At 64.7% G+C, this 24,621-nt stretch carries 24 protein-coding genes; 7 read left to right on the forward strand and 17 right to left on the reverse strand.

The annotated features are described in order from the left end of the window. The first annotated feature begins 51 nt into the window (after window positions 1-51). Entirely contained in the window at window positions 52-1,242 is a 1,191-nt protein-coding gene (gene fabV / locus P8T11_RS06230) for an enoyl-ACP reductase FabV (RefSeq protein WP_268077758.1), read from the forward strand. Window positions 1,243-1,300: 58 nt separating this feature from the next. Here the strand turns inward: fabV and P8T11_RS06235 are convergent, their stop codons facing one another. After that, window positions 1,301-1,606: a hypothetical protein gene (locus P8T11_RS06235; RefSeq protein WP_268077757.1), complete on the reverse strand. Its 306-nt coding sequence runs from the start codon at window positions 1,604-1,606 to the stop codon at window positions 1,301-1,303. 327 nt (window positions 1,607-1,933) lie between these two features. Then, window positions 1,934-2,611: an ABC transporter ATP-binding protein gene (locus P8T11_RS06240; RefSeq protein ID WP_050446919.1), complete on the reverse strand. Its 678-nt coding sequence runs from the start codon at window positions 2,609-2,611 to the stop codon at window positions 1,934-1,936. On the opposite strand from P8T11_RS06240, the gene P8T11_RS06245 reads away from it, so the two are divergent. Further along, complete coding sequence (locus P8T11_RS06245) at window positions 2,610-3,260, forward strand: arylesterase (protein WP_268077756.1); 651 nt, start codon at window positions 2,610-2,612, stop codon at window positions 3,258-3,260. The genes P8T11_RS06240 and P8T11_RS06245 overlap by 2 nt on opposite strands. A gap of 30 nt (window positions 3,261-3,290) precedes the next feature. Here the strand turns inward: P8T11_RS06245 and P8T11_RS06250 are convergent, their stop codons facing one another. Then, window positions 3,291-5,255 (reverse strand): SurA N-terminal domain-containing protein, encoded by a 1,965-nt coding sequence (locus P8T11_RS06250; RefSeq protein WP_268077755.1) that lies wholly within the window; start codon window positions 5,253-5,255, stop codon window positions 3,291-3,293. Between the two features lie 260 nt (window positions 5,256-5,515). Between P8T11_RS06250 and ugpQ the strand changes: the two genes are divergently transcribed. Beyond that, window positions 5,516-6,265 (forward strand): glycerophosphodiester phosphodiesterase, encoded by a 750-nt coding sequence (gene ugpQ, locus P8T11_RS06255; RefSeq protein WP_268077754.1) that lies wholly within the window; start codon window positions 5,516-5,518, stop codon window positions 6,263-6,265. Between the two features lie 13 nt (window positions 6,266-6,278). Beyond that, on the forward strand, window positions 6,279-7,169 hold the full coding sequence (locus P8T11_RS06260; RefSeq protein ID WP_268077753.1) for a 23S rRNA (adenine(2030)-N(6))-methyltransferase RlmJ: 891 nt from the start codon (window positions 6,279-6,281) through the stop codon (window positions 7,167-7,169). A 137-nt stretch (window positions 7,170-7,306) separates the two neighbouring features. Here P8T11_RS06260 and P8T11_RS06265 read toward each other — a convergent pair whose 3' ends face one another. The 3 genes from P8T11_RS06265 to P8T11_RS06275 form a co-directional block, all read right to left on the reverse strand. Next, the gene (locus P8T11_RS06265) at window positions 7,307-8,743 is read right to left on the reverse strand and encodes a dihydrolipoyl dehydrogenase (protein ID WP_268077752.1); all 1,437 of its coding nucleotides are present in this window, start codon (window positions 8,741-8,743) and stop codon (window positions 7,307-7,309) included. 239 nt (window positions 8,744-8,982) lie between these two features. Beyond that, window positions 8,983-9,711: a glutathione peroxidase gene (locus tag P8T11_RS06270; protein WP_100855924.1), complete on the reverse strand. Its 729-nt coding sequence runs from the start codon at window positions 9,709-9,711 to the stop codon at window positions 8,983-8,985. Between the two features lie 175 nt (window positions 9,712-9,886). Next, window positions 9,887-10,087 carry a heavy-metal-associated domain-containing protein gene (locus tag P8T11_RS06275; protein WP_268077751.1) on the reverse strand — a complete coding sequence of 67 codons (201 nt, stop codon included), beginning with the start codon at window positions 10,085-10,087 and terminating at the stop codon, window positions 9,887-9,889. Window positions 10,088-10,251: 164 nt separating this feature from the next. Between P8T11_RS06275 and P8T11_RS06280 the strand changes: the two genes are divergently transcribed. Then, a complete protein-coding gene (locus P8T11_RS06280) occupies window positions 10,252-12,531 on the forward strand; it encodes a heavy metal translocating P-type ATPase (protein WP_268077750.1) in 2,280 nt (759 codons plus the stop codon). A gap of 16 nt (window positions 12,532-12,547) precedes the next feature. Next, window positions 12,548-12,940 (forward strand): Cu(I)-responsive transcriptional regulator, encoded by a 393-nt coding sequence (cueR, locus tag P8T11_RS06285; RefSeq protein WP_268077749.1) that lies wholly within the window; start codon window positions 12,548-12,550, stop codon window positions 12,938-12,940. A 91-nt stretch (window positions 12,941-13,031) separates the two neighbouring features. Here cueR and rlmD read toward each other — a convergent pair whose 3' ends face one another. The 10 genes from rlmD to surE form a co-directional block, all read right to left on the reverse strand. Next, window positions 13,032-14,543, reverse strand: a complete 1,512-nt coding sequence (gene rlmD / locus P8T11_RS06290; protein WP_268077747.1) for a 23S rRNA (uracil(1939)-C(5))-methyltransferase RlmD — start codon at window positions 14,541-14,543, stop codon at window positions 13,032-13,034. 116 nt (window positions 14,544-14,659) lie between these two features. Further along, window positions 14,660-15,826 (reverse strand): MFS transporter, encoded by a 1,167-nt coding sequence (locus P8T11_RS06295; protein WP_268077746.1) that lies wholly within the window; start codon window positions 15,824-15,826, stop codon window positions 14,660-14,662. A gap of 96 nt (window positions 15,827-15,922) precedes the next feature. Beyond that, on the reverse strand, window positions 15,923-16,819 hold the full coding sequence (locus tag P8T11_RS06300; RefSeq protein WP_268077745.1) for a LysR family transcriptional regulator: 897 nt from the start codon (window positions 16,817-16,819) through the stop codon (window positions 15,923-15,925). Between the two features lie 10 nt (window positions 16,820-16,829). After that, entirely contained in the window at window positions 16,830-17,177 is a 348-nt protein-coding gene (locus tag P8T11_RS06305; RefSeq protein WP_268077744.1) for an Imm51 family immunity protein, read from the reverse strand. A 267-nt stretch (window positions 17,178-17,444) separates the two neighbouring features. After that, complete coding sequence (locus tag P8T11_RS06310; RefSeq protein WP_264616203.1) at window positions 17,445-18,197, reverse strand: TorF family putative porin; 753 nt, start codon at window positions 18,195-18,197, stop codon at window positions 17,445-17,447. Window positions 18,198-18,590: 393 nt separating this feature from the next. Then, window positions 18,591-19,223 (reverse strand): hypothetical protein, encoded by a 633-nt coding sequence (locus P8T11_RS06315; RefSeq protein ID WP_268077743.1) that lies wholly within the window; start codon window positions 19,221-19,223, stop codon window positions 18,591-18,593. Window positions 19,224-19,393: 170 nt separating this feature from the next. Continuing rightward, window positions 19,394-20,173: a 3'-5' exonuclease gene (locus tag P8T11_RS06320; RefSeq protein WP_268077742.1), complete on the reverse strand. Its 780-nt coding sequence runs from the start codon at window positions 20,171-20,173 to the stop codon at window positions 19,394-19,396. After that, on the reverse strand, window positions 20,170-21,021 hold the full coding sequence (locus P8T11_RS06325; RefSeq protein WP_268077741.1) for a peptidoglycan DD-metalloendopeptidase family protein: 852 nt from the start codon (window positions 21,019-21,021) through the stop codon (window positions 20,170-20,172). The genes P8T11_RS06320 and P8T11_RS06325 overlap by 4 nt, the downstream gene beginning before the upstream one ends. Window positions 21,022-21,038: 17 nt before the next feature. Then, on the reverse strand, window positions 21,039-21,863 hold the full coding sequence (locus tag P8T11_RS06330) for a protein-L-isoaspartate(D-aspartate) O-methyltransferase (protein ID WP_268077740.1): 825 nt from the start codon (window positions 21,861-21,863) through the stop codon (window positions 21,039-21,041). Next, the gene (surE, locus tag P8T11_RS06335; RefSeq protein WP_268077739.1) at window positions 21,848-22,606 is read right to left on the reverse strand and encodes a 5'/3'-nucleotidase SurE; all 759 of its coding nucleotides are present in this window, start codon (window positions 22,604-22,606) and stop codon (window positions 21,848-21,850) included. Before surE ends, P8T11_RS06330 begins: the two co-directional genes overlap by 16 nt. A gap of 192 nt (window positions 22,607-22,798) precedes the next feature. Between surE and plsY the strand changes: the two genes are divergently transcribed. Continuing rightward, window positions 22,799-23,440, forward strand: coding sequence for a glycerol-3-phosphate 1-O-acyltransferase PlsY (plsY, locus tag P8T11_RS06340; RefSeq protein WP_268077738.1), 642 nt, complete (start codon window positions 22,799-22,801; stop codon window positions 23,438-23,440). A gap of 40 nt (window positions 23,441-23,480) precedes the next feature. Here plsY and tsaD read toward each other — a convergent pair whose 3' ends face one another. Then, on the reverse strand, window positions 23,481-24,512 hold the full coding sequence (tsaD, locus tag P8T11_RS06345; RefSeq protein WP_268077737.1) for a tRNA (adenosine(37)-N6)-threonylcarbamoyltransferase complex transferase subunit TsaD: 1,032 nt from the start codon (window positions 24,510-24,512) through the stop codon (window positions 23,481-23,483). Window positions 24,513-24,621: the final 109 nt, after the last annotated feature.

Raw genomic sequence — 24,621 nt, forward strand, 5'->3', positions numbered from 1 at the left:
GCTTTCGCGCTTAGGCTCCCAGCATCCGGCATTTCCCCGAGCGAGGTTTTCATGGTCATCAAGCCCCGTGTGCGCGGCTTTATCTGCGTCACCACCCATCCCGTTGGCTGCGAAGCCAACGTTAACAAGCAGATCGACTACGTTCGGGCGCAAGGCCCCATCGCCGGGGGGCCGAAGCGCGTATTGGTACTGGGCGCCTCAACCGGCTACGGCCTGGGTGCGCGCATCAGTGCGGCCTTCGGCTGTGGCGCGGAAACCTTGGGCGTGTTTTTCGAACGTCCCGCCGACGCCGCCAAGGCCGGCACGCCGGGCTGGTACAACACCGCCGCCTTCCACAAGGCGGCAGAAACCCAGGGCCTGACCGCCACCAGCATCAACGGCGACGCCTTCTCGGACGAGATCAAACAAAAGACCATTGCCGCCATCAAGGCGGGCATGGGCCAGGTGGACCAGGTCGTCTACAGCCTGGCCGCCCCGCGCCGCACCCATCCCACGACGGGCCAGGTGTTCAATTCCACGCTCAAACCGATCGGCAACGCGGTCAACCTGCGCGGCCTGGACACCGACCGCGAAGTGGTCAAGGAGTCCGTGCTGGAGCCAGCCACGCAAGCCGAGATCGACGCCACCGTGGCCGTCATGGGCGGTGAAGACTGGCAGATGTGGATAGACGCGCTGCTGGATGCCGGCGTGCTGGCCGAAGGTGCCACGACGACGGCCTTCACCTACCTGGGAGAAAAGATCACGCACGACATCTATTGGAACGGGTCGATCGGCGCGGCCAAGAAGGATCTGGACGAGAAGGTGCTGGACATCCGCGCCAAGCTGGCTGCCCGCGGTGGCGACGCCCGCGTGTCGGTGCTGAAGGCGGTGGTCACCCAGGCCAGCTCGGCCATTCCGATGATGCCGCTGTACCTGTCGCTGCTGTTCAAGATCATGAAGGCAGAAGGCACGCACGAAGGCTGCATCGAGCAGGTGTATGGCCTGTACAAGGAAAGCCTGTGCAGCGACACGCCCATCCTGGATGAGCAAGGCCGTCTGCGCGCCGACTACAAGGAGCTGGATCCGAAGGTGCAGGCACAGGTGCAGGCGCTATGGACCCAGGTCACCAGCGACAACATCTATCAACTGACCGACTTCGCGGGCTACAAGCAGGAGTTCCTGCGCTTGTTCGGATTCGAAATTGATTCGGTGGATTACGACGCCGATGTGGATCCGGCCGTGGAAATTCGCGGCCTCGTTTGATCGCAGCTTGATCGCATCGTGCTGCCTGCGCACCGGGCTTGCCCGGCCGCGCAGCGCGTCACAGATAATCCAGCGTCACCAAACGATGCGGCACGGCCACGCCGCCAGGCCCGCCGGGCAATGGCCGCAGCGCCTTCGTACTGACCTTGACGACACTGTCATTAGCCGCCGGCTGCCTGCCGGGGGTGGGCATGCAACTGACCCGGTGCATGCCCTGCCCGGCTGCGGGCACGCGGCTGGCCTGACATCGGGTGGGTTCCACAATCGAGCCGGAAAACCGGATGACGCCGCCGGCGGCACTGACCGTCATTGGGGTCAGCAAGGCAGCTATAGACAGGACAAGCGCTGAACGACGAATAGTCATGGCGGCTCCAGAGCGGGGCAAGGTCTGGCGAGCAGGCTTGCCCGCCAAACTGCATTACCGCGCCGTTAGTACCAACGCTTGAAGTCGCGCGCCGGTGTTCGACCCAGCAGCCATAAGCCGTTGATCTTGCCGCGGTAAATCCTATGCCTCGGTTGTCAACCAGACTACTCTGAAGCCCATATAGGATCAATCTGGAATAAGTCTAAAAACGCCGCTTTATTCGCGTGTCTCGTCAACATCAATGCCAGCGCTGCAATCAAGTGCGCTATGCAATGACCGTCACGTATCGATTGGGCCTTTGGGCCTGACGGCCGGAGCCGCTGCGGATCAGTCGCCCTGCACCATCCGGCCCGCGGCCAGCACAAGCTGGCGGCCGCAACGGGCGGCCAACTGCGGGTCGTGGGTAACCAGTACCAGCGTGGTGCCGTGCTCGCGATGCAGGTCGAACATCAGGTCGATGACGGTGACGCCCGTGGCGGCGTCCAGGCTGCCGGTGGGCTCATCGGCGAACAGGAGGTCGGGCTGCACCACGAAGGCGCGCGCCAGCGACACGCGCTGCTGCTCACCGCCCGACAAGGTGCGGGGGTAATGATGTAGACGCGCCCCCAATCCCACGCGCTCCAGCATGGCCTGCGCGGCTTCGCGCGCGGATTGCCCGGCAAGTTCCAGCGGCAGCATCACGTTTTCCAGCGCCGTCAGGTTGGGCAGCAACTGGAACGACTGGAACACGAAGCCCACGTGATTGGCGCGCAAGCGCGCGCGGCCGTCCTCGTCCAGGGCAAACAGGTCCTGTCCGGCCAGATGCACGCTGCCCACGCTGGGAACATCCAGCCCGGCCAATAGTCCCAACAGCGTGGACTTGCCCGAACCGGAACTTCCGGTGATGGCGACGGCGCTGCCCGCCTGCACCGTAAAATCAATTCCTTCCAGGATAGACAGCGTCCCGCCGGCATCGGCTACCCGCTTGCCCAGCCCTTTCACCTCGATCGAATTCTTGCTATCCATGCGCCTATTTTCCCTTCTGCATCTAACGTCCGCCTTGGCGATTGCCGTCATGGCGCTTCCCGCCCACGCTCAGACCGCCCCGGCGGCCGAGGGTTCCGCATCGCGCACCGTGCTGGTGGTGGGCGACAGCCTGTCTGCCGAATACGGCATCAAGCGCGGCACGGGTTGGGTGCCCTTGCTGTCCGCTCGGGTTTCCAAACAATACCCCAAGTACCAGGTCGTCAATGCCAGCATCAGCGGCGACACCACCAGCGGCGGCATGGCGCGCCTGCCAGCGCTGCTGCGCCAGCACGTGCCCGCGGTGGTGGTGCTGGAACTGGGTTCCAACGACGCCCTGCGCGGCTTGTCGCTATCGATGACCGAACAGAATCTACGCGCGATGACGCAGGCCGCCAAGCAGGCCGAAGCAAAAGTCGTGATTGTCGGGATGCAGATTCCGCCCAACTATGGCCGCGATTACACCCAACGCTTCGCCCAACTGTTTGCCACGGTCGCCAAAGACGAAAACGCCCGGCTCGTGCCCTTCCTGATGGAAGGTATTGCAACGAACCGGGCGATGTTCCAGGCTGACGGCATCCATCCTAACGAGGATGCCCAACCCCAGTTGCTGGACAACGTATGGCCGACCCTGCGGCCATTGTTGAACTAGGGCAGACCTAAGGGCGAACCTGCTGGCGGATCAGCCCTCGGCCTGCGGCTGATCGCCGCGAATGACCTCGGCGGCGCTGGGCAGTATTTGCACTTTGTACTGTTCACGCAGCATTTTCAGCATGGCTTCGATTTCGGCCTGACCCAGGCCACCCGCCAACTGCTGCGCCAGGCGCGCCCTGGCGGCCTCGTCCACATTGCCGGATTCAACCTTTTCAAGGCGAACCAGCGTGTAGTCGTTGCCCGACTGCACACCGGCATAGCCCGGCAGCGGCGTCGACGGCAGGCGCATCGCGGCATCCACCACCGGTTGCGGCAGGTCCTTGGGATCCTGGCGCGAGATGACCACGGCGGGCGCAAGACCTTCCGGCGCGGCGGACGGGTTGGCCTTGTCGGCAGCCAGGGCCGCTTCACCGGCCTTCTTGGCGGCGTCGGCGGAGCGCTCCTGGATCAAGCGGGAACGAATGGATTCGCTGACTTTGTCCAGCGGCGGCACATGGGCCGGCTCCACATTGGCGACGCGCACGGCCAGCATGACGGCGGGCGACAGTTCGATGACGCCGGAGTTCTGCTTTTCGCGCAGCACGTCGGGCGAGAACAGAATCTGGCGCACGCGCGGGTTGTCCAGCAGTTCGGCGTCGGGGCTGTCAGCGGCGGATCCCGGGCCTGCCTTATCGGCGGGCAAGAGGCCTTCGCGGGTCACACCCGAGGCGGTGCGCAGCTTCAGGCCCACGGCATCCGCGGCGGGCTGCAGGCTGTCGCGCTGGTCATAGACCTGCTTGTTCAACTGGCTGGCCATTTCCGAGAAATGCACGGCGGCAAGCTGCTTGCGCACTTCGCCGGTGATCTGGTCCTTGACCTCGGCCAGCGGCTTGATGGCCGCGGGCTGAATCTCGGTGACCTTGATGATGTGCAGGCCGGACGGGCTTTCAATGACGCCGGAAACCTGGTCCTTGGTTTGGCTGAAGATGGCCTTGTCCAGCGGGCCGGGCAACATGCCCGGCGCCAGCCAGCCCAGATCGCCGCCCTTGGCGGCCGAGCCCAGGTCTTGCGAATTCTTGGTGGCCAATTCCGCGAACTTGGCCGGATCGGCAGCCGCCTGCTTGGCCAGGTCCTCGGCCTTGGCGCGCGCGGCCTTGCGGGCCTCTTCCGACGCGCCCGGGGGCAATTCAATCATGATGTGGCTGGCGCGGCGACGCTCGGGCTGACCAAAGCGGCTCTTGTTCTGCTCGTAGTAAGACGCCAGGTCTTCGTCCTTGACCTGGATGCCCTGCGTGGCGGCGGCTTCGTCCAGCACCAGGTATTGCACCTGGACCTGTTCAGGAATCTGCAACTGCTGCTTGTTGGCGTCATACCAGGACTGGATGTCGGCCGGCGACACCGTCACTTGCGAGCGATAGTCTTCGGCGGCGAAACGGCGCAGTTGCACGGTGCGCTGCTGCGTCAATGCCGTTTCCAACGAAGCGACGACTTCGGCAGGCGCGCCGGCGGACCCACCCACGGGGTCCAGCACGCGGCCAACGGCCAGGTCACGGCGCAGGCCGGCTTCAAACGACGTCGGCGACATGCCTTGCGCCACCAGCACCTGGCGATAGCGTTCGGGCGAGAAGCGTCCGTTGTCCTGGAACTGCGGAATGGCGGCGATGGTGTTGCGCAGCGTTTCGTCAGACACCGTGAAGCGGTTGTCGACGGCAACGTTGGCCAACAGCCGTTGGTTGATCAACTGGTTCAGCAGATCTTCGCGCAAGGCGGGCGTATCAACGACGGCGGGGTCGAACTGGGCGCCCTGACGCTGCTGTATCTGCGACAGTTGGTTGCGATGCGCCTGGTCAAACTCGGCGCGCGAAATCGGCTGGCCGGCGACCGTCGCCAACTCAGGCTCTTGGCGCATGAAGCTGTCATAGCCTTGAATTCCGACGAGGAAGAAGGACGGCACAATCAGAAGCAGCAGGATGAGCTGCATCCAGCGCCGATGGCTGCGAATTAATTCGAACATGGAATCCCTGTTGCCGCGCTCCGGGGGTGTCCACCCGAAGCCGCACGAAAACGCAAAAAAAAGGGCGAACTTGATTCGCCCCATTCCCATACCGGTCAATACCGGATCAGCGGGCGGATTTTAGCATTTCTCACTCGCGTGGGGCCTTTAGATTCTCTTCAGGTTTTCCGGGCGGCCGGACCCGCGTGTGCCACAGCGGGCGCCTGCCAAGAAGGAGTATCCTTGCAACCCTGTCCCCAAGAACCCCAAGCAACACCAAAATGACCGCAGAATTGCCCTCCTGGCCCTATTCCCGCTACATCGCGCACCGTGGCGGCGGCCGTCTGGCGCCGGAAAACACCCTGGCCGCCATGCGCGTGGGCGCCGCGCACGGGTTCACGATGTTCGAATACGACGTGAAACTCAGCCGCGACAACGTGCTGGTGCTGATGCACGACGACAACGTCGACCGGACCTCCAACGGCACGGGCCCGGCGGCCGCCAAGTCTTATGCGGAACTGGCGCAACTGGACTTCGGCGCCTGGCACTCGGCCGCTTACGCCGGCGAGCCGTTGCCCACCCTGGCCGCCGTGGCCCGCTACACGGTTGCCAACCACATCGCCAGCAACGTCGAGATCAAGCCCTGCCCCGGCCGCGAAGCCGAAACCGGCGCCGCCGTGGCGCTGGCCTGCAAGCAGCTGTGGCAAGGCGCCAGCACGCCTCCGCTGCTGTCCTCGTTTGCCGAAGAATCGCTGCAAGCGGCGCTGGACGCCGCCCCCGAATTGCCGCGCGCCCTGCTGGTGGAAAAGGTGCCCGCCGACTGGCGCGAACGCCTTGCCAAATACCAATGCGTGGCGCTAAACATCAACCAACAAGACGCAACCCGCGACCTGATCGACGCCGTGCATGCCGCCGGCTATCGGATCGCGGCCTGGACCGTCAATGACCCCGAACGTGCCCGCGTGCTGCTGGACTGGGGCATCGACGGAATTTTCACCGACGAGCTGGCCGCGATCCGGCCCGCCGCCTGAGGCAGAACGCCCCGTGTTCAGTTACCGCCACGCCTTCCACGCCGGCAATCACGCCGACGTGCTCAAGCATGCCATCCTGGTCCACACCCTGGACTACTTCAACAAAAAAGACGCGCCCTACTGGGTCGTGGACACCCACGCCGGCGCCGGGCTCTACAACCTGGAGAGCGACTGGGCCAACAAGACGTCCGAGTTCGAAGACGGCATTGGCCGCCTTTGGGACGCCAAAGACCTGCCCCCGCTACTGGCCGACTACGTCGCCCGCATCCGAGACTACAACACCAATGGCCGCCTGAAGCGCTATCCCGGTTCGCCGTGGCTGGCGCTGGACGTGATGCGCCCGTCCGACCGCCTGCGCCTGTTCGAAATGCACCCGACCGAGATCGACACCCTGGTCGTCAACCTGGAACACCAGGGCCGCACGGCGCAGCGCCAGACCACCATCTACGGCGACGACGGCTTCGAGGGCGTCAAGGCCCTGCTGCCGCCGCCCACGCGCCGAGGCATGGTGCTGATCGACCCGTCGTATGAAGACAAGCACGACTACCGCCGCACCCTGATTACCGTCAAGGAATGCGTGAAGCGCTTTGCCACCGGCACCATCGCCATCTGGTACCCGCTGGTGCAACGCCGCGAAGCCAGCGAGATGGCGCGCCATTTTGAAAACCTGAAGGTCAAGAGCTGGCTGCACGCCACGCTGACTGTCAAAAAGTCCACCATCGACGGCTACGGCCTGCACGGCAGCGGCATGTTCCTGATCAACCCGCCGTGGACCCTGCACGAAGGCTTGAAGCAGGCCATGCCCTACCTGGCTCGCGAACTGGGCCAGGACGAACGCGCCGGCTTCACCCTGCAATATCGCGAAAACCCGTTCCCGGTGCCGAAGAAGCAGTCGGACGACTGAGGACGCCACGCATCAAAGAAAATGGCCCGATCCTGATGGATCGGGCCATTTTGTATCGGGGCGTCGCAACCGCCTAGGCAGTCGAAACTACCGAAGCCCCGCCTGGGTGCGGGGGGCCGGCGCCCCCCTTGCCCACGTTAAACCGTCTCTTGTTCCGACGCCTCGTTGCGCAGCGATTCGCGGGCGGCGGCGAGTTTCGCGGCGGCGTCTCGCAGCGCCGTGCGCAAGCCCTCTTCGATGACCGGGTGGTAGAACGGCATTTCCAGCATGCGCGCCACGGTCAGCTCCTGCTGTACGGCCCAGGCCAGCAAGTGGCCGATGTGCTCGGCACTGGGGCCGACCATTTCGGCGCCCAGGAAGCGGCCCGACGCGATGTCGGCGTACACGTGCAGCATGCCCTTGTTCTTCAGCATGACCCGCGAACGGCCCTGGTCGCTGAAGTCCACTGCACCCACCACAAAGGTGCCGGGAATCAGGCGGCCGTAGCCCTGGCCCGCCAGCGCGATCTGCGGGTCGGAGAACACCACGGCCAGCGGGGCGCGGCGCAAGCCCTTGCGCAGTTCGGGATAGCGCGCGGCGTTTTCGCCGGCGATGCGGCCTTCATCCGCGGCTTCGTGCAGCAAGGGCGCGTCGGCGTTGGCGTCACCGGCGATGAAGATGGCGGAATCGCCTGCCTGCATGGTTTCGCGATCGAACACCGGCACACCATGCACGCTCAGTTCCAGCGAGGTGTTTTCCAGGCCCAGGCCGTCCACGTTGGCGCGTCGGCCGGTCGCGACCAGCGCGTAGTCGAAGCGTTCGATGCGTTCGCTGTTGTCCAGCGTCACATAGCGCACTTCCACCTCGTCGCCCACCCGCGTGGTTTCCAGCACCCGAGCGTCCGGATCCAGATAGAACTCACGCTGGAAGATCTTGCGGGCGCTATGCCGCACTTGGGGGTCACTGATGCCGCCCAAGCTGCCACTGACGCCGAAGACCCGCACCTCAACGCCCAAACGCGCCAGTGCCTGGCCCAATTCCAGCCCGATCACGCCAGGCCCGAACACCGCCACGCGGCGGGGCAAGTCGTCCCAGGCGAAAACGTCGTCGTTCACCACCAGGCGATCGCCCAGCGCACGGAACGGCGGCGGCACCGAGGGCCGCGAGCCGGTCGCGATGACCACGCGCGAGGCATGTACTTCCGTGTGCTCGTCCACTCGCAACACCGTATCCGAGATAAAGCGTGCATAGCCGCGCAGCTTGTCTTCAGCAGGAATGTTCTCGACGCCTTCCAGCACGAAGCCCACGAAGCGGTCGCGTTCACGCTTGACGCGGTCCATCACCTCGACGCCATCCACCGTGATGTCGCCGCCAACGTGTACGCCAAAGGCTTCGGTGTGCGCCGCGTTGTGGGCGGCTTCGGCGGCGGCGATCAGCAGCTTGGACGGCATGCAGCCGACACGGGCGCATGTAGTGCCATAGGGGCCGCCTTCAACAATCAGCGCGCGCTTGCCCGCGGCTTTCGCGGCGCGATAAGCGGCCAGACCGGCCGTGCCGGCGCCGATGACAGCGATATCGGTATGCAGAGTTTTCATGACTGGGTGTCCCCCTGTTGCGGGTAGCAAGAAGAATTCAAAGGCGAGTTCCGCCTTGTTGCGCATCCTCGGGACGAACACCGTCCCGCGACGCCGGTGACGGGCCGCATAAGGCATGCATTAAGGGTGCGTAAAAAGGGAAGCTCGTGCCGGAAGAAACCAGGCGGTCAACCCGCACCGCCTGACTTCACCGGCCGGGCACGGGGGCTTGCCCCTGCCCGGCCGCCAGCCAACAACCTTTAGGCGAAGTGCGCCTTCAGGTCTTCCAGGCCGCCGATCAGCGCGCCGTTGATGAACACCTGGGGAGCGGTGCCCTTGCCGGACACAGCGCCGATCACACGGCCGCGAACCTTGTTTTCCAGCGGGATTTCGATCGGGGCATAGCCCTTTTCGTCCAGCAGCGCCTTGGCTTCCACGCAGAACGGGCAGCCCGGCTTGGAGAACACGACCACCTGGTCAGGCTTCTTGGCCGTCGGCGCAATGTGCGCCAGCATCGTGTCGGCGTCCGACACTTCAAACGGGTCGCCTTCCTTTTCGGGTTCGATGAACATCTTCTGCACGACACCGTCCTTCACCAGCATCGCATAGCGCCAGCTACGTTTGCCGAAGCCCAGGTCGCTCTTGTCGACGAGCATGCCCATGCCTTCCGTAAAGGCGCCATTACCGTCGGGCAGCAAGGTGATGTTGGCCGATTCCTGGTCCTTGGCCCATTCGTTCATGACGAAGGTGTCGTTGACCGACACGCAGACAATGCTGTCGACGCCGGCGGCAAAGAACGCGGGGGCCAGTTCGTTGTAGCGCGGCAGGTGGGTGGACGAGCAGGTCGGCGTGAAAGCGCCGGGAAGCGAGAAGACGACAACCGTCTTGTTCTTGAACAGATCGTCGGTCGTGACCTTCTTCCACGTGTTGTCCTCACGGACGGGGAACGTTACGTTCGGAACACGTTGGCCTTCGCGGTTTTGCAGCATTCAAATCTCTCCTGGGGTAGCGGGGTTTGTTTAACCACCATGGAAAGAATCATAAACGCCGGCTATCGATAAAACAAATTTAATAAACTAAATTGATTGATAGCTTTTAACAATGAAATGATAGCTTTCGGAAAGCGGAACCTATCATAGCCGCCTTCCGACGTTCCGATGGAACTTACACCCGGGCCGGCTCGTAACCCGCTTCGCGGATGGCTGCTTCGACTTTATCGGCCTGATCCGTGCCCGTCACCGTGACGCGATGCGATGCCACGTCGGCAGCGACCGTGGCGCCGGGAACGGCTTGGTTTACCGCGCTGGTGATGGTCTTGACGCAGTGGCCGCAGGTCATGTCGGGGACTTGGAATTCGATGCTCATGTTGTTTTCCTGAAGATCAGCGTTGGCGGATGCAGGATTTGACCCGCCATGAAACGCAGCTTAAACATTCCCACCATGTCAAGGTCAAGCGTAAAATTTGCGCCTTGACCTTCCCACGATGGGAAGGATGAAACTGCAAGCTCTACCTCAAAACGAGAATCGCCATGAGCGTTGCCAGCCCCTCAAGCACCCAGTTGGAACTCGCCATTGAAGGCATGACCTGCGCGTCGTGCGTGAAGCGCGTGGAAAAGGCCCTGACCCATGTACCCGGCGTGGCCCAGGCCCAGGTCAACCTGGCCACCGAGCGCGCGCTAGTGTCCTACGACCCGAATGCCGCCCAACCCCAAGCCTTGGTGGATGCCGTGGTCAAGATGGGCTACGAGGCCCGCCCCATCGCCGCGCAAGACGACCACGCCGAACGCCAGTCACAAGCACGCGACGCCGAAGCGCAGCGCCTGCAACGGGCGTTCACCGTGGCGTTGGTGCTGACCTTGCCCGTGTTTGTGCTGGAAATGGGATCGCACCTGATTCCGGCCCTGCACCATTGGGTGTTGGGCACCATCGGCCAGCAAAACAGTTGGCTGCTTCAATTCGTGCTGACCACCGCCGTACTGGTGTGGCCCGGCCGCCAATTCTTCACCAAGGGGCTGACCGCGTTGTGGCGGCGCGCGCCCGAAATGAATTCGCTGGTGGCCTTGGGCGCGGGCGCCGCCTGGGGGTATTCAGTTGTGGCCACCTTTGCGCCCGCCTGGCTGCCCGATGCCGCGCGCAACGTCTACTTTGAAGCCGCCGCCGTCATCGTCACCTTGATCTTGCTGGGGCGTACCTTGGAAGCGCGTGCCAAGGGCAAGACCGGCGCCGCCATCAAGCGCCTGATCGGCTTGCAGCCGCGCACCGCGCGCGTCATGCGCGACGGCCAGGCCGTGGATGTCGAGATCGAAAAGGTCAACACGGGCGATATCGTGTTGGTGCGCCCCGGCGAAAAGATCCCGCTGGACGGCGACGTCATCGAAGGCAGTTCCTATGTCGACGAGTCCATGCTCACGGGCGAACCCGTGCCAGTTGAAAAACAGCCCGGCATGCAAGCCACCGGCGGCACCCTGAACACCTCGGGCAGCTTCACGCTGCGCGTCACCCATACCGGCGCCGACACGATGCTGGCCCGCATCATCCGCATGGTGGAATCGGCCCAAGGCGCGCGGCTGCCCATCCAGGCGCTGGTGGACCAGGTCACCGCCTGGTTCGTGCCCGCCGTGATGGCGGCCGCCCTGCTCACGTTTGTGGTCTGGTTTATCTTCGGCCCCTCGCCCGCCCTGTCGCACGCTCTGGTCAACGCGGTTGCCGTGCTGATCATCGCCTGCCCTTGCGCCATGGGGCTGGCCACGCCCACATCCATCATGGTGGGCACGGGCCGCGCGGCTGAAATGGGCGTGCTGTTCCGCCAGGGCGATGCCCTGCAAACCCTGCGCGACGTCAATGTCGTGGCGTTTGACAAGACCGGCACGCTGACGCTCGGCAAGCCCACGCTGACCGAACTGGAGCCCGCGGCCGGCCATGACGGCCCGCAGGTGCTGCAATGGGTCGCCTCGGTGCAAGCGCGTTCCGAGCATCCCATTGCGCTGGCCATCGTGGCCGCCGCCGAAGAACGCAAGATTGCGCTCTTGCCCGCCGAGGGCTTTGCCGCCATCACGGGCGCGGGTGTCGAAGCCCGCGTGGCGGGTCGCAGCGTGTTGGCGGGAGCCGCGCGGTTGATGGCCGAGCGGGGCGTCGACGTCAGCGCATTCGGCGCGCGCGCCACGGACTGGGGCAACGAAGGCAAGACGCCCATCTTTGTTGCCATCGACGGCCAGGCCGCCGCCATGATGGCGGTGACGGACCCGATCAAGCCGTCCGCCGTTTCCGCCATCGCGGCGCTACATGCGCAGGGCCTGAAGACGGCCATGATCACCGGCGACAATCGCTACACGGCGGCGGCCGTCGCGCGCCAATTGGGTATCGACGAGGTGCGCGCGGAAGTGTTGCCCGATGGCAAGGTGCAAGCCATCAATACCCTGCGCGAAGGGGGCCGCAAGGTGGCCTTCGTGGGCGATGGCATCAATGATGCGCCCGCGCTGGCCGCCGCCGACACCGGCATTGCGATCGGTACCGGCACGGACGTTGCAATTGAAGCGGCCTCGGTGGTGTTGATGGCTGATGACCTGCACGGCGTGCCCAACGCCATCGCGCTCAGTCGCGCGACGCTGGCGAACATCCGTCAGAACCTGTTCTGGGCCTTTGCCTACAACGCCGCGCTGATACCGCTGGCGGCCGGCGCCTTGTATCCGGCGTTTGGCCTGTCGCTGTCGCCCATTTTCGCGGCGGGCGCGATGGCCCTGTCCAGCGTCTTCGTGCTGGGCAATGCGCTGCGTTTGAAAGCGTTCCGGCCTCATGCCGGCCACGCCTGATCCTAAGAGCCCCAACATGAATATCGGCGAAGCAGCAAAAAGCTCCGGCATTTCGGCCAAGATGATCCGCTATTACGAAAGCATCGGCCTGATCGGCCCCGCGACCCGCACCGACTCGGGCTATCGCGTCTACACCGACCAGGACCTGCACACGCTGCGTTTCGTGCGGCGCGCGCGGGACCTGGGATTTTCGGTGGAACAGATGAATGAATTGCTGGCCCTGTGGAAGGACCGCAGCCGCGCCAGCGCCGACGTCAAGCGCATTGCGCTGGAGCACGTAGACGAACTGGAGCGCAAGGCGGAAGCCCTGCGCGAGATGGCCGCGACGCTGAAGCATCTGGCGCAGCACTGCCATGGCGATGACCGGCCCAACTGCCCGATTTTGGAAAACCTGGGCCGGTCGCACTGAGGCCTGGGCAAAGGCCCGCGCAGAGGCCTGGGCAAAGGCCCCCGCCGCGGTCTGCGCAATGGCCCACACAAAGGCCCGCGCCAAAACAAAGTTACGGCGTCTCTGCAGCCTCGCCTGCCTCTGCCGCCTCGGCTGCGACGCGCGCGTGGTAGGCATCCGTGGCAGCCTGCTTGGCGGCCGCCTTTTCAGCGGCGGCGGCGGCCTTGGCTTCTTCCGCCGCAATGGCGTCGGCTTCGGCCTGGATGGCGCGCTGGCGAGCGCGTTCCTTCACTTCCGCCACGCCGGCGGCATCCAGCGATTCGAATACGGCAATGGATTCCACATGGCCCGTGTGCGGGAACATGTTGATCACGCCCGCGCTTTTCAGGACGAAGCCGCCCTCATGCACCAGGATGGCGGCATCGCGCGCCAGCGTTGCCGGGTTACAGGACACATAGACGATGCGGCGCGGCCGCTCTTCTGCGCTCAGTTCCGACAGCGCTTGCGACACCGCATGCGCGCCTTCGCGCGGCGGGTCGATCAACATGCGGTCAAAGTAACCCAGGCTGCGCAGCCAATGCGCGTCAACCTCGAACAGGTTCAGCGTGGCGAAGCTGGTGCGTTCGCCCAGGCCATGGCGCGACGCCGCGTCGAAGGCGCGGTCGGTCAAGGCCTTGCTGCCTTCCACGCCCACCGCTTCGCGGCCTTGCGTGGCCAGCGGCAAGGTGAAATTGCCCAGGCCGCAGAACAGGTCGGCCACGCGGTCGGTGGGCTGCACGTCCAGCAGCTTCAGCGCGCGCGACACCATCGAACGGTTGATGGCATGGTTGACCTGCGTGAAATCGGTGGGGCGATACGGCATGCGCAGCCCGAATTCCGGCATCGTGTACGACAAGGAGTCGGCGTGCTCGGGCTCTAGCGGATGCACGGTTTCCGGGCCCTTAGCCTGCAACCACCACTGCACGTTGTGCTCGGCGGCAAAGGCACGCAGGATGGCGATGTCGCCATCGGTCAAGGGCAGCAAATGGCGCAGCACCAGGGCGGTGACGCCATCGCCCAGCGACACTTCAATCTGCGGCATGCGGTCGGGCGCCGACATGGACCCGATCATGGCGCGCAGCGGCATCAGCAGGTTGCTGACGTGGCGCGGCAGCACATGGCATTCACGCATGTCAGCCACGTAGCTGCTCTTGCGCTCGTGAAAGCCCACCAGCACCCCGCCCTTCTTCGGCACCACGCGCACCGACAGGCGGGCGCGGTAGCGGTAGCCCCAGGTCGGACCCTGCAACGGCGGCAGGATCAGCGCCGGACGCAGCTTGCCGACGTGCCAGAAGGTGTCTTCCAGCGAGCGTTGCTTGATGGCCACCTGTGTGCTGGGTTCCAGGTGCTGCATGGCACAGCCGCCACAGACGCCAAAGTGCGGACAGCGCGGCACGACGCGCTGCGACGAGGGGCGCAGCACCTCGTCCACACGCGCAATCTCGTAAGACGGCTTGCGGCGCACCGTAACGGTGGTGACCCGTTCGCCCGGCAAGGCGCCTTCCACGAACACCACTTTCCCGTCGCGGCGGGCGATCCCCCTGGCTTCCAGATCCAGGGACTCGATACTCAAAACGTCTGACATCTCACGCAGTCCAGAATTACACGCAACCCATGATTGTAGAAGGACTCCGCCCATTCCCGGAAATGGTCTTTCACGGGGCCGGAGCGCAGCGCCTCCGGCCCGTCGGCAGGCCCAGGTCAGGCCGCCTGCCTGCGGCGCAGGCACAGCGCCCCCATTGCGGCCAGGGCGGCGGCGGCGCCCACCAGCGGCAGCGCCGATAAACCCAGCCACGCAATGGTCAGGCTGCCCAAGCCGCCCCCAACCGCCGTGCCCAGGTTGAACGAGGCGATGTTCAGCCCCGCGGCCACCGCCGTGGCGCCCGGCACGTGGCGTTGCGCCAGTTTCAGCAAGCGCAGCGTCAACACCGTCACGATGCAGAAGAACACCAGGCCCAGCACGCCCGCCAGCGCCAATACGGCCCACCCCGACGCGCGGAACTGGTAGAGGCCCAACAGCGTCGCCACGAGCCCTGTCAGCCCCAGCAATGCGGCGCGGTCGGGATCCATCTTGTCGACCAGGTAACCGCCCAGCAGGTTGCCGCCGATGGAAAACAGGCCGAACAGCAGCATCGCCGTGCTGAGCCGCTGCACGCCCACGCCAGTCACCTGCAACAGATAGGGCGAAACAAAGGTGAAAAAGCAGAAGGTCGCCACGCTGACCAAGGCCCCGACCCCTGCCGTCATCAGCATTTGCGGGTGGGCGATGGCACGCAGCGCGGCCATGGCGCCGGGCCTGTCCTGCGCCCCCGTCGCCGGGCCCGGGTCGCGCGGCATGCAGTAAAGCAAGCCGCCCAAGCCCAGCACGGCCAACGCGCCGATCGCCAGGAACACCGCGCGCCACGACCAGACGCTGCCCAGGAACGTGCCCAGCGGCACACCCACCGCCAATGCCAGGGTGAGGCCGATCCACACCACCGCCACGGCGCGTCCGGCGCGTGCCTCGTCCACCAGCCGGGTGGCGGCGTCGGACGCCACAGCCATGAACACCCCATGCGCCAGCCCGACGGTAAACCGCAGGCCCAGCAGCATCGGCAGCGTTCCCGACAGGCTCATCAGGCAGCTACCCACCGCCAGCACGCCCATGGCCCACGCCAGGATGCGCCGGTCGCGCCAGTGCGCAACCATGGCGGTCAACAAGGGCGCACCAATGGCCGCGCCGAAGGCGTAGGCGGCGATTGCCGTGCCGACCGCCTCGATCTTGGCGTGCAGGCCATCGGCCATGGCCGAGACCAAACCCGCCACCACGAATTCAGACAGACCGAATGCGAAGGTGCAGACGGAGAAAAGATAGACAGCGATAGGCATGGCGTTCAAAGGTCGACAGAGACAGCCGCCGAGCTTAGAAGCGTCACCTCACGCCGTAAAATAGTTTATTTATCGCTAATTAAGACTTTCAGCGTCTTATTTGATCAGGCGAACGGCGTCGATCAAACGATCCCGCACGGGCGACGCCCGCGCTGCATTCCACGCCATCAGCAATTCCACATGCCGCAGCGCCTCGGGCGCATTGGCGGCAATGGGGCGGAACACGACGTCGTCGCCCGCGGCCTGGGCCAGCGACGCGGGCAGCAAGGCCACGCCGAAGCCCGCCGCCACCAAGGCGGCCACCGTCTGCAACTGGCGCGCTTCCTGCGCCACTTTGGGCACGAAGCCCGCCGCCTGGCAGAGTTGAGTCAGCTGATCGTGAAAGCCCTGCCCCAACCGCCGGGGCGACCCCACGAACGGCTCGTCTTTCAACGCGGCCAAATCCACCATCGCCTCGCCTGCCAAGCGATGCGCCGCCGGCAAGGCCACCTGGATGGGCTCTTGCAACAGACACTCGAATTGCAGGCTGGGCGTGGTGGCGCCCGGCGTGCGCATGAAACCGATGTCGGCGCGCCCGGCTTCCAGCGCCTGCACCTGCTCATGCGTCGTCGCCTCTTGCAAGGTGAAGGCGACGCCCGGATTCGCATCGCGAAAATCGCGCAACGCACGCAGCAGAGGCGCATAAGGCGCGATGTTGATGAACGTCAGCGTCAGGTGGCCGTCCATGCCTTGCGCCACGCGCTGTGCGTGCACCACGCTGTCTTCGAGTTCACCCAGGATGCGGCGCGCGGACAGCAGGAACGCCGCGCCCGCCGGCGTCAAGGCCACGCTGCGGTTGGTGCGCTCAAACAGCTGCGCGCCGATTTCAGCTTCAAGCCGCCGGATGGCCTGGCTAAGCGGCGGCTGGGCCATGTGCAGGCGCTGCGCCGCGCGATTGAAATGCAGGGTTTCCGCCACGGCGACAAACTGCCGCAACAACCGGGTTTCGATCATTGCGAAGCGGTCAGTCCAGTTCAGCCCGCGAAAACAGGTCTTGAATCAGTTTCCTGTCTTCGCAAGCGGCCTTGAACGCCAGGGCGAATGCCTTGAGCGCTTCGCTATCGGACGAATAGGCGCAGAACGTATCGGCTTCCGGATCGAAATCGATCAATTCATCGAGTTCGGGCGTTTTCTCGTTCAGAAAAACCAGTGCCAACGAGGTCCAGTCATAGCCCGTGCCCAGAAACCCCTCTTCCCTTCTGCGGCGAAAAACCTCTTCCTTGTATTCCCCGACATTGAGGCTTACCGAGAAGTTGCCTTCGTACTCCATCCAGGAAAACGGCTTGATTGTTTCTTCGAAATCGATAGTCACTGCGCTCAAAGCTCCTTGAATCGCCGGCCGCCGACAATAGCGGCCGGGCTGATGCGCGGAAAGTCCCCCGCCGCATCTTGTGCGCGACCATTAGAGGCAATTATTGCGATGCGCGCAACGCGGATCGTATTGAAGGCTCCAGCGCCCGGCAGTTTTGGCGCCCGTAGCAGATAAAAAAAGGGGAATTGAAGGGGACTGTCCCATCAGGCAGTCTCCTTCAATTCCCCAAAGGCCGGCGCCTTTTACAGCGCCGCCACGGATTTCAAATCAGAACGAACGCGCCACGGAAAACACCGCGCCTATCCGGCCGGACGGATGACCGTATTTGGTGGGCAGCCAGTTGTCCTTGGTCGCGCCCACCGCGGCCAGCCCCAGCACCCAACCCTTCAGGTCCTTGGTGACGCCAACCTTGTAGTCGACGTAGTGGCCGATGGAATCGCCGTCCATGTTGGATTGGTTTTTCAGCTTTTGATAACCCAGGTGGCCCAGCAAGCCCCATCCGTCGCCCAGGTCGAATGTGGCCGTGCCGTCCAGGTACCAGGTGCCTTTGCTGTCCGGGGTGCTGAAGAAGTCGCTGGGCGTGTAGGAGTACTTCAACGAGTAGTTGCCGTAGGACGCGCCCAGGTACAGGTCGGTGTTGTTGTAGTTGCCGCCCTTGGGAGAGCTGGAACCCGGGTAGTAGTAATGCAGCACGCCGGCGTCCAGGGTGAATCCGCCGCCTACGTCGCCTTTCCAGCCGCCGTAGAAATCCATTTCAAGGTTGCCGTCGGTGAAAACGAAGTCAGAGACGTTGGAGTTCCAGTTGCCCAGATAGAAGCCGGAGCTGTGGGCCAGGTCGAAGCCCACCTGCACGGCGGGACGGAAGTCGGTTTGTGAATAGCCGCGGAAGCGATAGTCGCTGACGATGGCGGCGTTGCCGCTAAGCGAAAAACCGGCTCCCAGGTCGGTGGGTTCGGCCTGGGCCGTCGAGGCGAAACAAGCAGCAAGCGCAAAAGGCAAGGCTAGCAACGTCTTCTTCATGGTGCGGAGTCCTGATCGGATTTAACGAGGAGGAGGACGGCCTGTGGCGCATCCCTCTAACCGGCTTTGCAGCGGCTGGTTACCGGTTCATTCTTCTTGAAGCAATGTCCGTGCCAGGTTTCCGCGGGGTGACAAGCGTGGCGCGCGCGGGGTGATGCCAGAGTGACAAGCAGTAATTCCGACACGAAACGCGGGGGGGCACGCACCAGAAACGGGCGCATCCGATCACGCCAGCGTCACGGCGTGCATCAACATGGGGAATCTGCGCCAAACTGGCTCATCGCGCGGGCTGACGCGGGCAAGCGAGACAAACAAAAACCCCGGCACGCGGGGAACGCGTCCGGGGTTGTCGAAGAGCCGTCCGCCCGATGATGACGGCGGACGGTGGCCGGTTTAGTTGGCCGAAGGCGGGGGAGGCGGAGGCGCATCGGCACCAGCGGGCGGAGGCGGCGGCATGCCGCCCTTGCCCTTGCCATGACGGGCTTCCATCTTGGCGTGGCGTTCCTGCATCCTGGCTTCACGGTCCTTGACGATCTTCGTCACTTGCCCGCGTTGCGTATCGTTCAGGCTATCCCACACCGCCAACCACTGGTCACGAACCTGCTTGGCCTCGGCGCCGAACTGATCACGCGATTGCTCCGACTGCGCCATCAGCGCGCGCGGGTCGAGCTTGCCGCTGTCAAGTTGCGACTTCAACAGGTCATGGCGCTTGCCACCGGCTTCACGCATGGCCTTGTGCAGATCGCGCTGGCCTTCTTGCGCGGTCTTGAACAGCGCCTGCTGTTTCTCGTCAAGCTTCAGTTGATCAACCTGCGCCTTGGACACGGGGCCCAGGCCGGGAATGAACAGGCCATCGCGCATACCCTTGTGGAACTCGCCACCGCGCGGGCCGTGGTGATGCATCGAAGCCGGGCCGCCATCGGCGGGGGCGGGAGGCGCGGCCATGGCGGAGCCAGCCATCAAGCCGCCCGTCGCGGCGACAAATGCAAGAGCGGCCAAATTGGAGCGAAGTGCGAATCGGGACATGAGTGTCTCCTGAAAGTGAAGAAAGCGAGGCCATTGTGCGGTTGGCCTGGTTTCAACCGGGTTTCGCGCCCGCGGTCCATGTTTCAGTCGATTGCGCCTGCGCCAGATGTGAAAACGGGGCCTTGCGGGGCCCCGTCGTATTCTGGCTTGCGCCATGCACAATGCCGGCCTCAGGTGGCGTCCCAGGCCGCCATGTATTCCTTCCAGTGCGGCGCGTCGCTGGCCGACAGCGTGTCGCGCACCAGGGAGACTTCGGCGTCGTAGCCGGTGCGGTCCAGCTCGCCACGCAGGAAGCGGAAGCGGCAGTACACCAGCCAGGTGTTGACGACGTCGGTTTCGCAGTAGGCGCGGACTTCGTCGGCGCGGCCCGTATTCCACGCTTCCCATACCTTGCTGCCGTCCATCCCCAACTTGCCCGGAAAGCCGCACAGCTTGGCCAGGTCGTCCAGCGGCGCGTTGGCGCGGCCGTTGTACTTGGCCAGCACGTCCATCAAGTCCACATGGCGCGTGTGGTAACGGGCAATGTAGTTGTTGAACTTGAAGTCACGGTCTTCTTCGCCCATGTCCCAATAGCGGGGCGCGGGCACGCCCAGGATCAGGCTGCGGTAATGCAGGACGGGCAGGTCAAAACCCGATCCATTCCAACTCACCAGCTTGGGCGTGTAGCGTTCGATGGTCTTGAAGAAGCCGGCCAACAATGCGGCTTCGGGGTCGTCGGGTTGCCCCAGCGTCTTGACGCGAAAGCCTTGGTCGTCGCGGAACACGCAGCCCACCACCGCAACCTTGTGCAGGTGCAGGGGCAGGAAATCATGGCCTACGGCTTCACGCCGCGCGGCCAGCGCACGTTCGACGACGTCCTGGTCCGAGACATCCGCCCCCCAGCCGTTGAGCTTGCGCAGCCCATCGGCATCGGGGACGGTTTCCAGGTCGAATACCAGGGTGGGCGTCATTTTGCGGGCAGGTACTGCATGGGGTCGACCGGCGTGCCCTGACGGCGGATTTCAAAGTGCAGACGCGGCGACGTCGTGTCGCTTTGGCCAAGTTCAGCGATCTTGGCGCCGCGCTTGACGTTCTGCCCCGTCTTCACGAGCAAGGAGCGGTTGTGCGCGTAGGCCGTGATGAAACCGTTCTGGTGTTCAACGATGATCAGGTTGCCCAAACCCCGCACGCCGTTGCCGCTGTACTTGACCAGGCCATCCGCGGCGGCGGTGATCGGGTCACCCAGGGCGCCGGAAATGTCGATGCCCTTGCTGCTGGCGTTGAAGGTCTGCACGATGGGGCCGTTGGCCGGCCATGCCCAATTGATGACGCTGGCATCCGCCGCGCGCGGCGAAGGCTTGACGTCGACCGGCGCCGGCGCGGGCGTGGCGTCGGGCGGCGGGTTGGTTGCAATGGGGGTTTCAGGCTGGTCCAGCGGGCGCGGCTGCGGCTTGACGCTGGCGATGGGCGCGGGTTGCGCACCGGTGCTGGCGCCGCCCGACATCTTCAGCACCTGGCCTACCGAGATCTGGTTAGGGTCGCTAAGGTTGTTCCAGCGCTTGACGCTTTCGATGTCCACGTTATTGGCGCGGGCGATCTTGTAAAGCGTATCGCCCGGCTTCACCACATAGCTGCCACCGGGCTGAGCCGTTGACGGCTGTCCGTTGGTCATGTCGACCACGGGCGCGCGAGTTCCTTTTGATGCGCAGCCGGCCAGAATAGCCAGGCTGAGTGCCCCCGCGATAAAGAGCGGGCGGCGCAGGCGCGTCATGGACGCGCCCATAGTCATATCGGTCAGTTGCGACTGCCCGTTGAGCATACGTTTCTCCTGTTTGCTCAAGATTGTATTCCGGCGCGTAGCGGCACAAAGCGCACGGCCTCTAATTCAGTGCGTTTCCAACTGGCCGCGCCGGTGCGTTCGATCAACACCAGGCGCTGGTTGGTGCCCCCTTCGGGAGCGATCAGGCGTCCGCCAGGCGCAAGCTGCGTGAGCAGCGCTTGCGGAATGGCCAGGCCAGCGGCAGCCACAACGATAGCATCGAACGGCGCCACGCCGGGCAGGCCCAGCGTGCCATCGCCGTAGATCAGGCGGATGCGGGTGGTCAGCCGCAAGGCGCGCAGATGCTCGCGCGCCAGCTCGTAAAGGCCGCGAATACGTTCGATGGAATGGACTTCACGCACAAACTGCGCCAGCACCGCCGCCTGGTAGCCACAGCCCGCGCCCACTTCCAGCACGCGCGTCGGCGTGCGGTCGTCGCACGCTGCCGCGATCATGCGCGCCACCACCCAAGGCTGCGAGATGGTTTGCGAATGCCCGATGGGCAACGCCGCATCTTCGTAGGCGCGGCTGGCCAGGGCTTCATCCACGAACAGATGACGTGGCACGGCGGCCATGGCGTTCAGCACGCGCTCGTCGCTGATGCCCTGCCCCCGCAGCCGCTGCACCATGGCCTGGCGCAACCGGTCAGAGTTCAACCCAAGATTGTTGCCCGAGGCCGGCGCGGGTGCTTGCGCCTGGCGAGGCAAAGTGGCCGCGGAAATGCGGGTGTTGCTGTTGGTGGCGGTGACGCCGGGGCTGAGCCGGCCTGAGTCGTAGCGGACCGGGCTGGGACGCCCGGGCACCGCCTGCGACACATCGGGTTGACTTACGCGTTTGCGCATAACGGCTCTGCCCAAGTTCGGATTTCGTCCAGTTGACTGTGCTGGGTCAGGTCCAGCCGCAAGGGCGTCACCGACACCGCCCCCTGCTCCACCGCGTGGAAATCCGTACCCGGCGTGGCATCGGCGGCCAAGCCTACCGGGCCAATCCAATACACCGTGTCGCCATAGGGGGTGGTGGTGCGCACGACGGGCTGCGACGGATGGCGTTTGCCCAGGCGCGTGACGGCAAAACCGTGCAGGTCTTCAAAGCGACGGTTGGGAATGTTGACGTTCAGCAGCACCGGCGCGGCCAGGGGCTGCGCCAAGTGGCGTTCCACCACCAGCCGGGCGGCGCGCGCGGCGGAATCGATGTGCTCCCAGCCCTTCTCGGCCAGCGAAAACGCGATGGCCGGAATGCCGAACAGGTAGCCTTCGCTGGCTGCCGCGACAGTGCCCGAGTAGAGCGTGTCGTCGCCCATGTTGGCGCCGTTGTTGATGCCGGACACGACCAGGTCCGGCCGGGCATCCATCAAGCCCGTCAACGCCACGTGTACGCAATCGGAGGGGGTGCCGCTGACGGCGATGAAGCCATTCGAGGCGGTGCGGACCGTCAAGGGCCGATTCAGCGTCAGGGAATTGGAAGCGCCGCTGTGGTTGGTCTCGGGCGCGACGACGGTGAGTTCGCCCAAGCCTTCTAGCGCCGCGACCAGCGCTTCCAGCCCGGGGGCCGAGTAACCATCATCGTTCGAAACCAGAATTCGCATTGTGCATCCGAAAGAAAATAAAACGCGCGTGGACGTGTCGGATTGTACCGTCCGCCGCCGCGCCCTGTATGACGGCGTGCGCGCGGGGGGCAGGAACACCACGCTCGATAACCCGTACCCAGGGGGCGCGCGCGGCGCGGTAGAATCCGCAGCCATTACGACAACAACCGACAACAACGGACTCCCTACCCCATGGCGATTACCGAACCCTCCCTGGCGTTCACCGCAGCGCTCGTCCTGCTGGCCTACCTGATCGGCTCCGTGCCCTTCGCCGTGGTTGTCAGCAAGCTGATGGGGCTGCAGGACCCTCGCAGTTATGGGTCCAAGAATCCGGGCGCCACCAACGTGCTGCGCACCGGCAACAAGACAGCCGCCGCGCTGACCTTGCTGGGCGACGCCGCAAAGGGATGGTTCGCAATCTGGCTGGCCGAAAAGCTGGCCCCGGGGATCGCCCCCGTCGGCTTGGCCCTGGTCGCGCTGGCGGCCTTCGTCGGCCATCTGTACCCGATTTTCCTGCGTTTCAAGGGCGGCAAGGGCGTGGCGACCGCGCTGGGCGTGCTGGTCGCGATTCAGCCCTGGCTGGCCGTGGCCACCGCCGCCACCTGGCTGATCATCGCCGTGTTTTTCCGCTATTCGTCCCTGGCGTCGTTGGTGGCCGCGTTCTTTGCGCCCGTCTACTACGTCTTTGGCTCGGGGCTGGCCTGGCACGCGAAGCCGGCGCTGGGCGTGGCCCTGGCAGTGATCGGCGTGCTGCTGTTCTACCGTCACCGCGCCAACATCGCGCGCTTGGTGCAAGGCACGGAAAGCAAGATCGGCGGCGGCAAGAAGAAATAATCCTGTCTTGCCGGCCGGTGGCCCGAGGAACGGGAACCGGTCAGGCAATATCCGCCAGGTCCCAACGCGGTTTCACCGTAAAGCTGTGCGCATCCGCGTCCAGCGTTACAAGCCCCGCCTTGACGCGCTCGGCCGCAGCGAAGGCGATCATTGCGCCGTTGTCGGTACATAGCTCCAGCGGCGGGAAATAAGCCTGCGCGCGCAAGGGCTTGAGCGCCGCGGCCAGCTTGGCGCGCAGCAACTGGTTGGCGCCCACCCCGCCCGCCACCACCAGACGGCGCAGGCCCGTCTGCTTGAGCGCCTTGATGGCCTTGGCCGCCAACACATCGACAATTGCCCCTTGCGTGGCCGCCGCCAGGTCAGCGCGGGTCTGATCGTCCAGCCCCCCTTCCTTTTCAGCCGCCTTGACGCGCGTCAGCACGGCGGTCTTCAGGCCGCTGAAGCTGAAATCCAGGTCGCCGCTGTGCAGCATTGGGCGTGGCAATTCGAAACGGGTCGCGTCGCCCTGCCCCGCCAGCCTGGCCAGCGCCGGGCCGCCGGGGTAGCCCAGCCCCATCAGCTTGGCCGACTTGTCGAAGGCTTCGCCCGCGGCGTCATCCAGCGTTTCGCCCAGCAGTTCGTAGCGACCCACGCCATCCACGCGCATCAATTGCGTATGGCCACCCGATACCAGCAGCGCCACGAACGGGAAGTCGGGGCGCGGGTCCGCCAGCATCGGCGACAGCAGATGGCCTTCCAGGTGATGGATGCCGATGGCGGGCAAATGGCGCGACCACGCAAACGACTGCGCGACGCTGGCGCCCACCAATAAGGCTCCGGCCAGACCAGGCCCCGCCGTGTAGGCAACGGCGCCAATGTCCGACATTTGCAGGCCCGCGTCTTGCAGCACCTGGCGGGTCAAGGGCACGACGCGGCGGATATGGTCGCGCGACGCGAGTTCCGGCACCACGCCACCATATTCCTGGTGCATGGCGATTTGGGTGTGCAGCGCGTGCGCCAGCAGACCACGTTCCGTACAGACGGCTGCGACACCGGTTTCGTCGCAGGAGCTTTCAAAGCCGAGGATAATCATGGCGGCAGAGTTTACAACTGATGCGAAAATACGCCTGTTTTGAAATCGCGCGGCGCCCATCGGCCGCCGCCTACAACAACCTACAAGCCTGCAAACACACTGGGGACTG

The sequence above is a fragment of the Achromobacter spanius genome (assembly GCF_029637605.1).
GTDB lineage: Bacteria > Pseudomonadota > Gammaproteobacteria > Burkholderiales > Burkholderiaceae_B > Achromobacter > Achromobacter spanius_E.

What these genes read in the sequence shown, in the direction of transcription:
- P8T11_RS06250 (WP_268077755.1), bottom strand. Translation starts at nt 5,255, where the DNA reads ATGTTCGAATTAATTCGCAGCCATCGGCGCTGGATGCAGCTCATCCTG.
- ugpQ (WP_268077754.1), top strand. Translation starts at nt 5,516, where the DNA reads ATGACCGCAGAATTGCCCTCCTGGCCCTATTCCCGCTACATCGCGCAC.
- cueR (WP_268077749.1), top strand. Translation starts at nt 12,548, where the DNA reads ATGAATATCGGCGAAGCAGCAAAAAGCTCCGGCATTTCGGCCAAGATG.
- P8T11_RS06275 (WP_268077751.1), bottom strand. Translation starts at nt 10,087, where the DNA reads ATGAGCATCGAATTCCAAGTCCCCGACATGACCTGCGGCCACTGCGTC.
- fabV (WP_268077758.1), top strand. Translation starts at nt 52, where the DNA reads ATGGTCATCAAGCCCCGTGTGCGCGGCTTTATCTGCGTCACCACCCAT.
- P8T11_RS06235 (WP_268077757.1), bottom strand. Translation starts at nt 1,606, where the DNA reads ATGACTATTCGTCGTTCAGCGCTTGTCCTGTCTATAGCTGCCTTGCTG.
- rlmD (WP_268077747.1), bottom strand. Translation starts at nt 14,543, where the DNA reads ATGTCAGACGTTTTGAGTATCGAGTCCCTGGATCTGGAAGCCAGGGGG.
- P8T11_RS06320 (WP_268077742.1), bottom strand. Translation starts at nt 20,173, where the DNA reads ATGACGCCCACCCTGGTATTCGACCTGGAAACCGTCCCCGATGCCGAT.
- P8T11_RS06245 (WP_268077756.1), top strand. Translation starts at nt 2,610, where the DNA reads ATGCGCCTATTTTCCCTTCTGCATCTAACGTCCGCCTTGGCGATTGCC.
- P8T11_RS06330 (WP_268077740.1), bottom strand. Translation starts at nt 21,863, where the DNA reads ATGCGCAAACGCGTAAGTCAACCCGATGTGTCGCAGGCGGTGCCCGGG.
- P8T11_RS06300 (WP_268077745.1), bottom strand. Translation starts at nt 16,819, where the DNA reads ATGATCGAAACCCGGTTGTTGCGGCAGTTTGTCGCCGTGGCGGAAACC.
- tsaD (WP_268077737.1), bottom strand. Translation starts at nt 24,512, where the DNA reads ATGATTATCCTCGGCTTTGAAAGCTCCTGCGACGAAACCGGTGTCGCA.
- surE (WP_268077739.1), bottom strand. Translation starts at nt 22,606, where the DNA reads ATGCGAATTCTGGTTTCGAACGATGATGGTTACTCGGCCCCCGGGCTG.
- P8T11_RS06265 (WP_268077752.1), bottom strand. Translation starts at nt 8,743, where the DNA reads ATGAAAACTCTGCATACCGATATCGCTGTCATCGGCGCCGGCACGGCC.
- P8T11_RS06295 (WP_268077746.1), bottom strand. Translation starts at nt 15,826, where the DNA reads ATGCCTATCGCTGTCTATCTTTTCTCCGTCTGCACCTTCGCATTCGGT.
- P8T11_RS06310 (WP_264616203.1), bottom strand. Translation starts at nt 18,197, where the DNA reads ATGAAGAAGACGTTGCTAGCCTTGCCTTTTGCGCTTGCTGCTTGTTTC.
- P8T11_RS06280 (WP_268077750.1), top strand. Translation starts at nt 10,252, where the DNA reads ATGAGCGTTGCCAGCCCCTCAAGCACCCAGTTGGAACTCGCCATTGAA.
- P8T11_RS06270 (WP_100855924.1), bottom strand. Translation starts at nt 9,711, where the DNA reads ATGCTGCAAAACCGCGAAGGCCAACGTGTTCCGAACGTAACGTTCCCC.
- P8T11_RS06325 (WP_268077741.1), bottom strand. Translation starts at nt 21,021, where the DNA reads ATGCTCAACGGGCAGTCGCAACTGACCGATATGACTATGGGCGCGTCC.
- plsY (WP_268077738.1), top strand. Translation starts at nt 22,799, where the DNA reads ATGGCGATTACCGAACCCTCCCTGGCGTTCACCGCAGCGCTCGTCCTG.
- P8T11_RS06315 (WP_268077743.1), bottom strand. Translation starts at nt 19,223, where the DNA reads ATGTCCCGATTCGCACTTCGCTCCAATTTGGCCGCTCTTGCATTTGTC.
- P8T11_RS06240 (WP_050446919.1), bottom strand. Translation starts at nt 2,611, where the DNA reads ATGGATAGCAAGAATTCGATCGAGGTGAAAGGGCTGGGCAAGCGGGTA.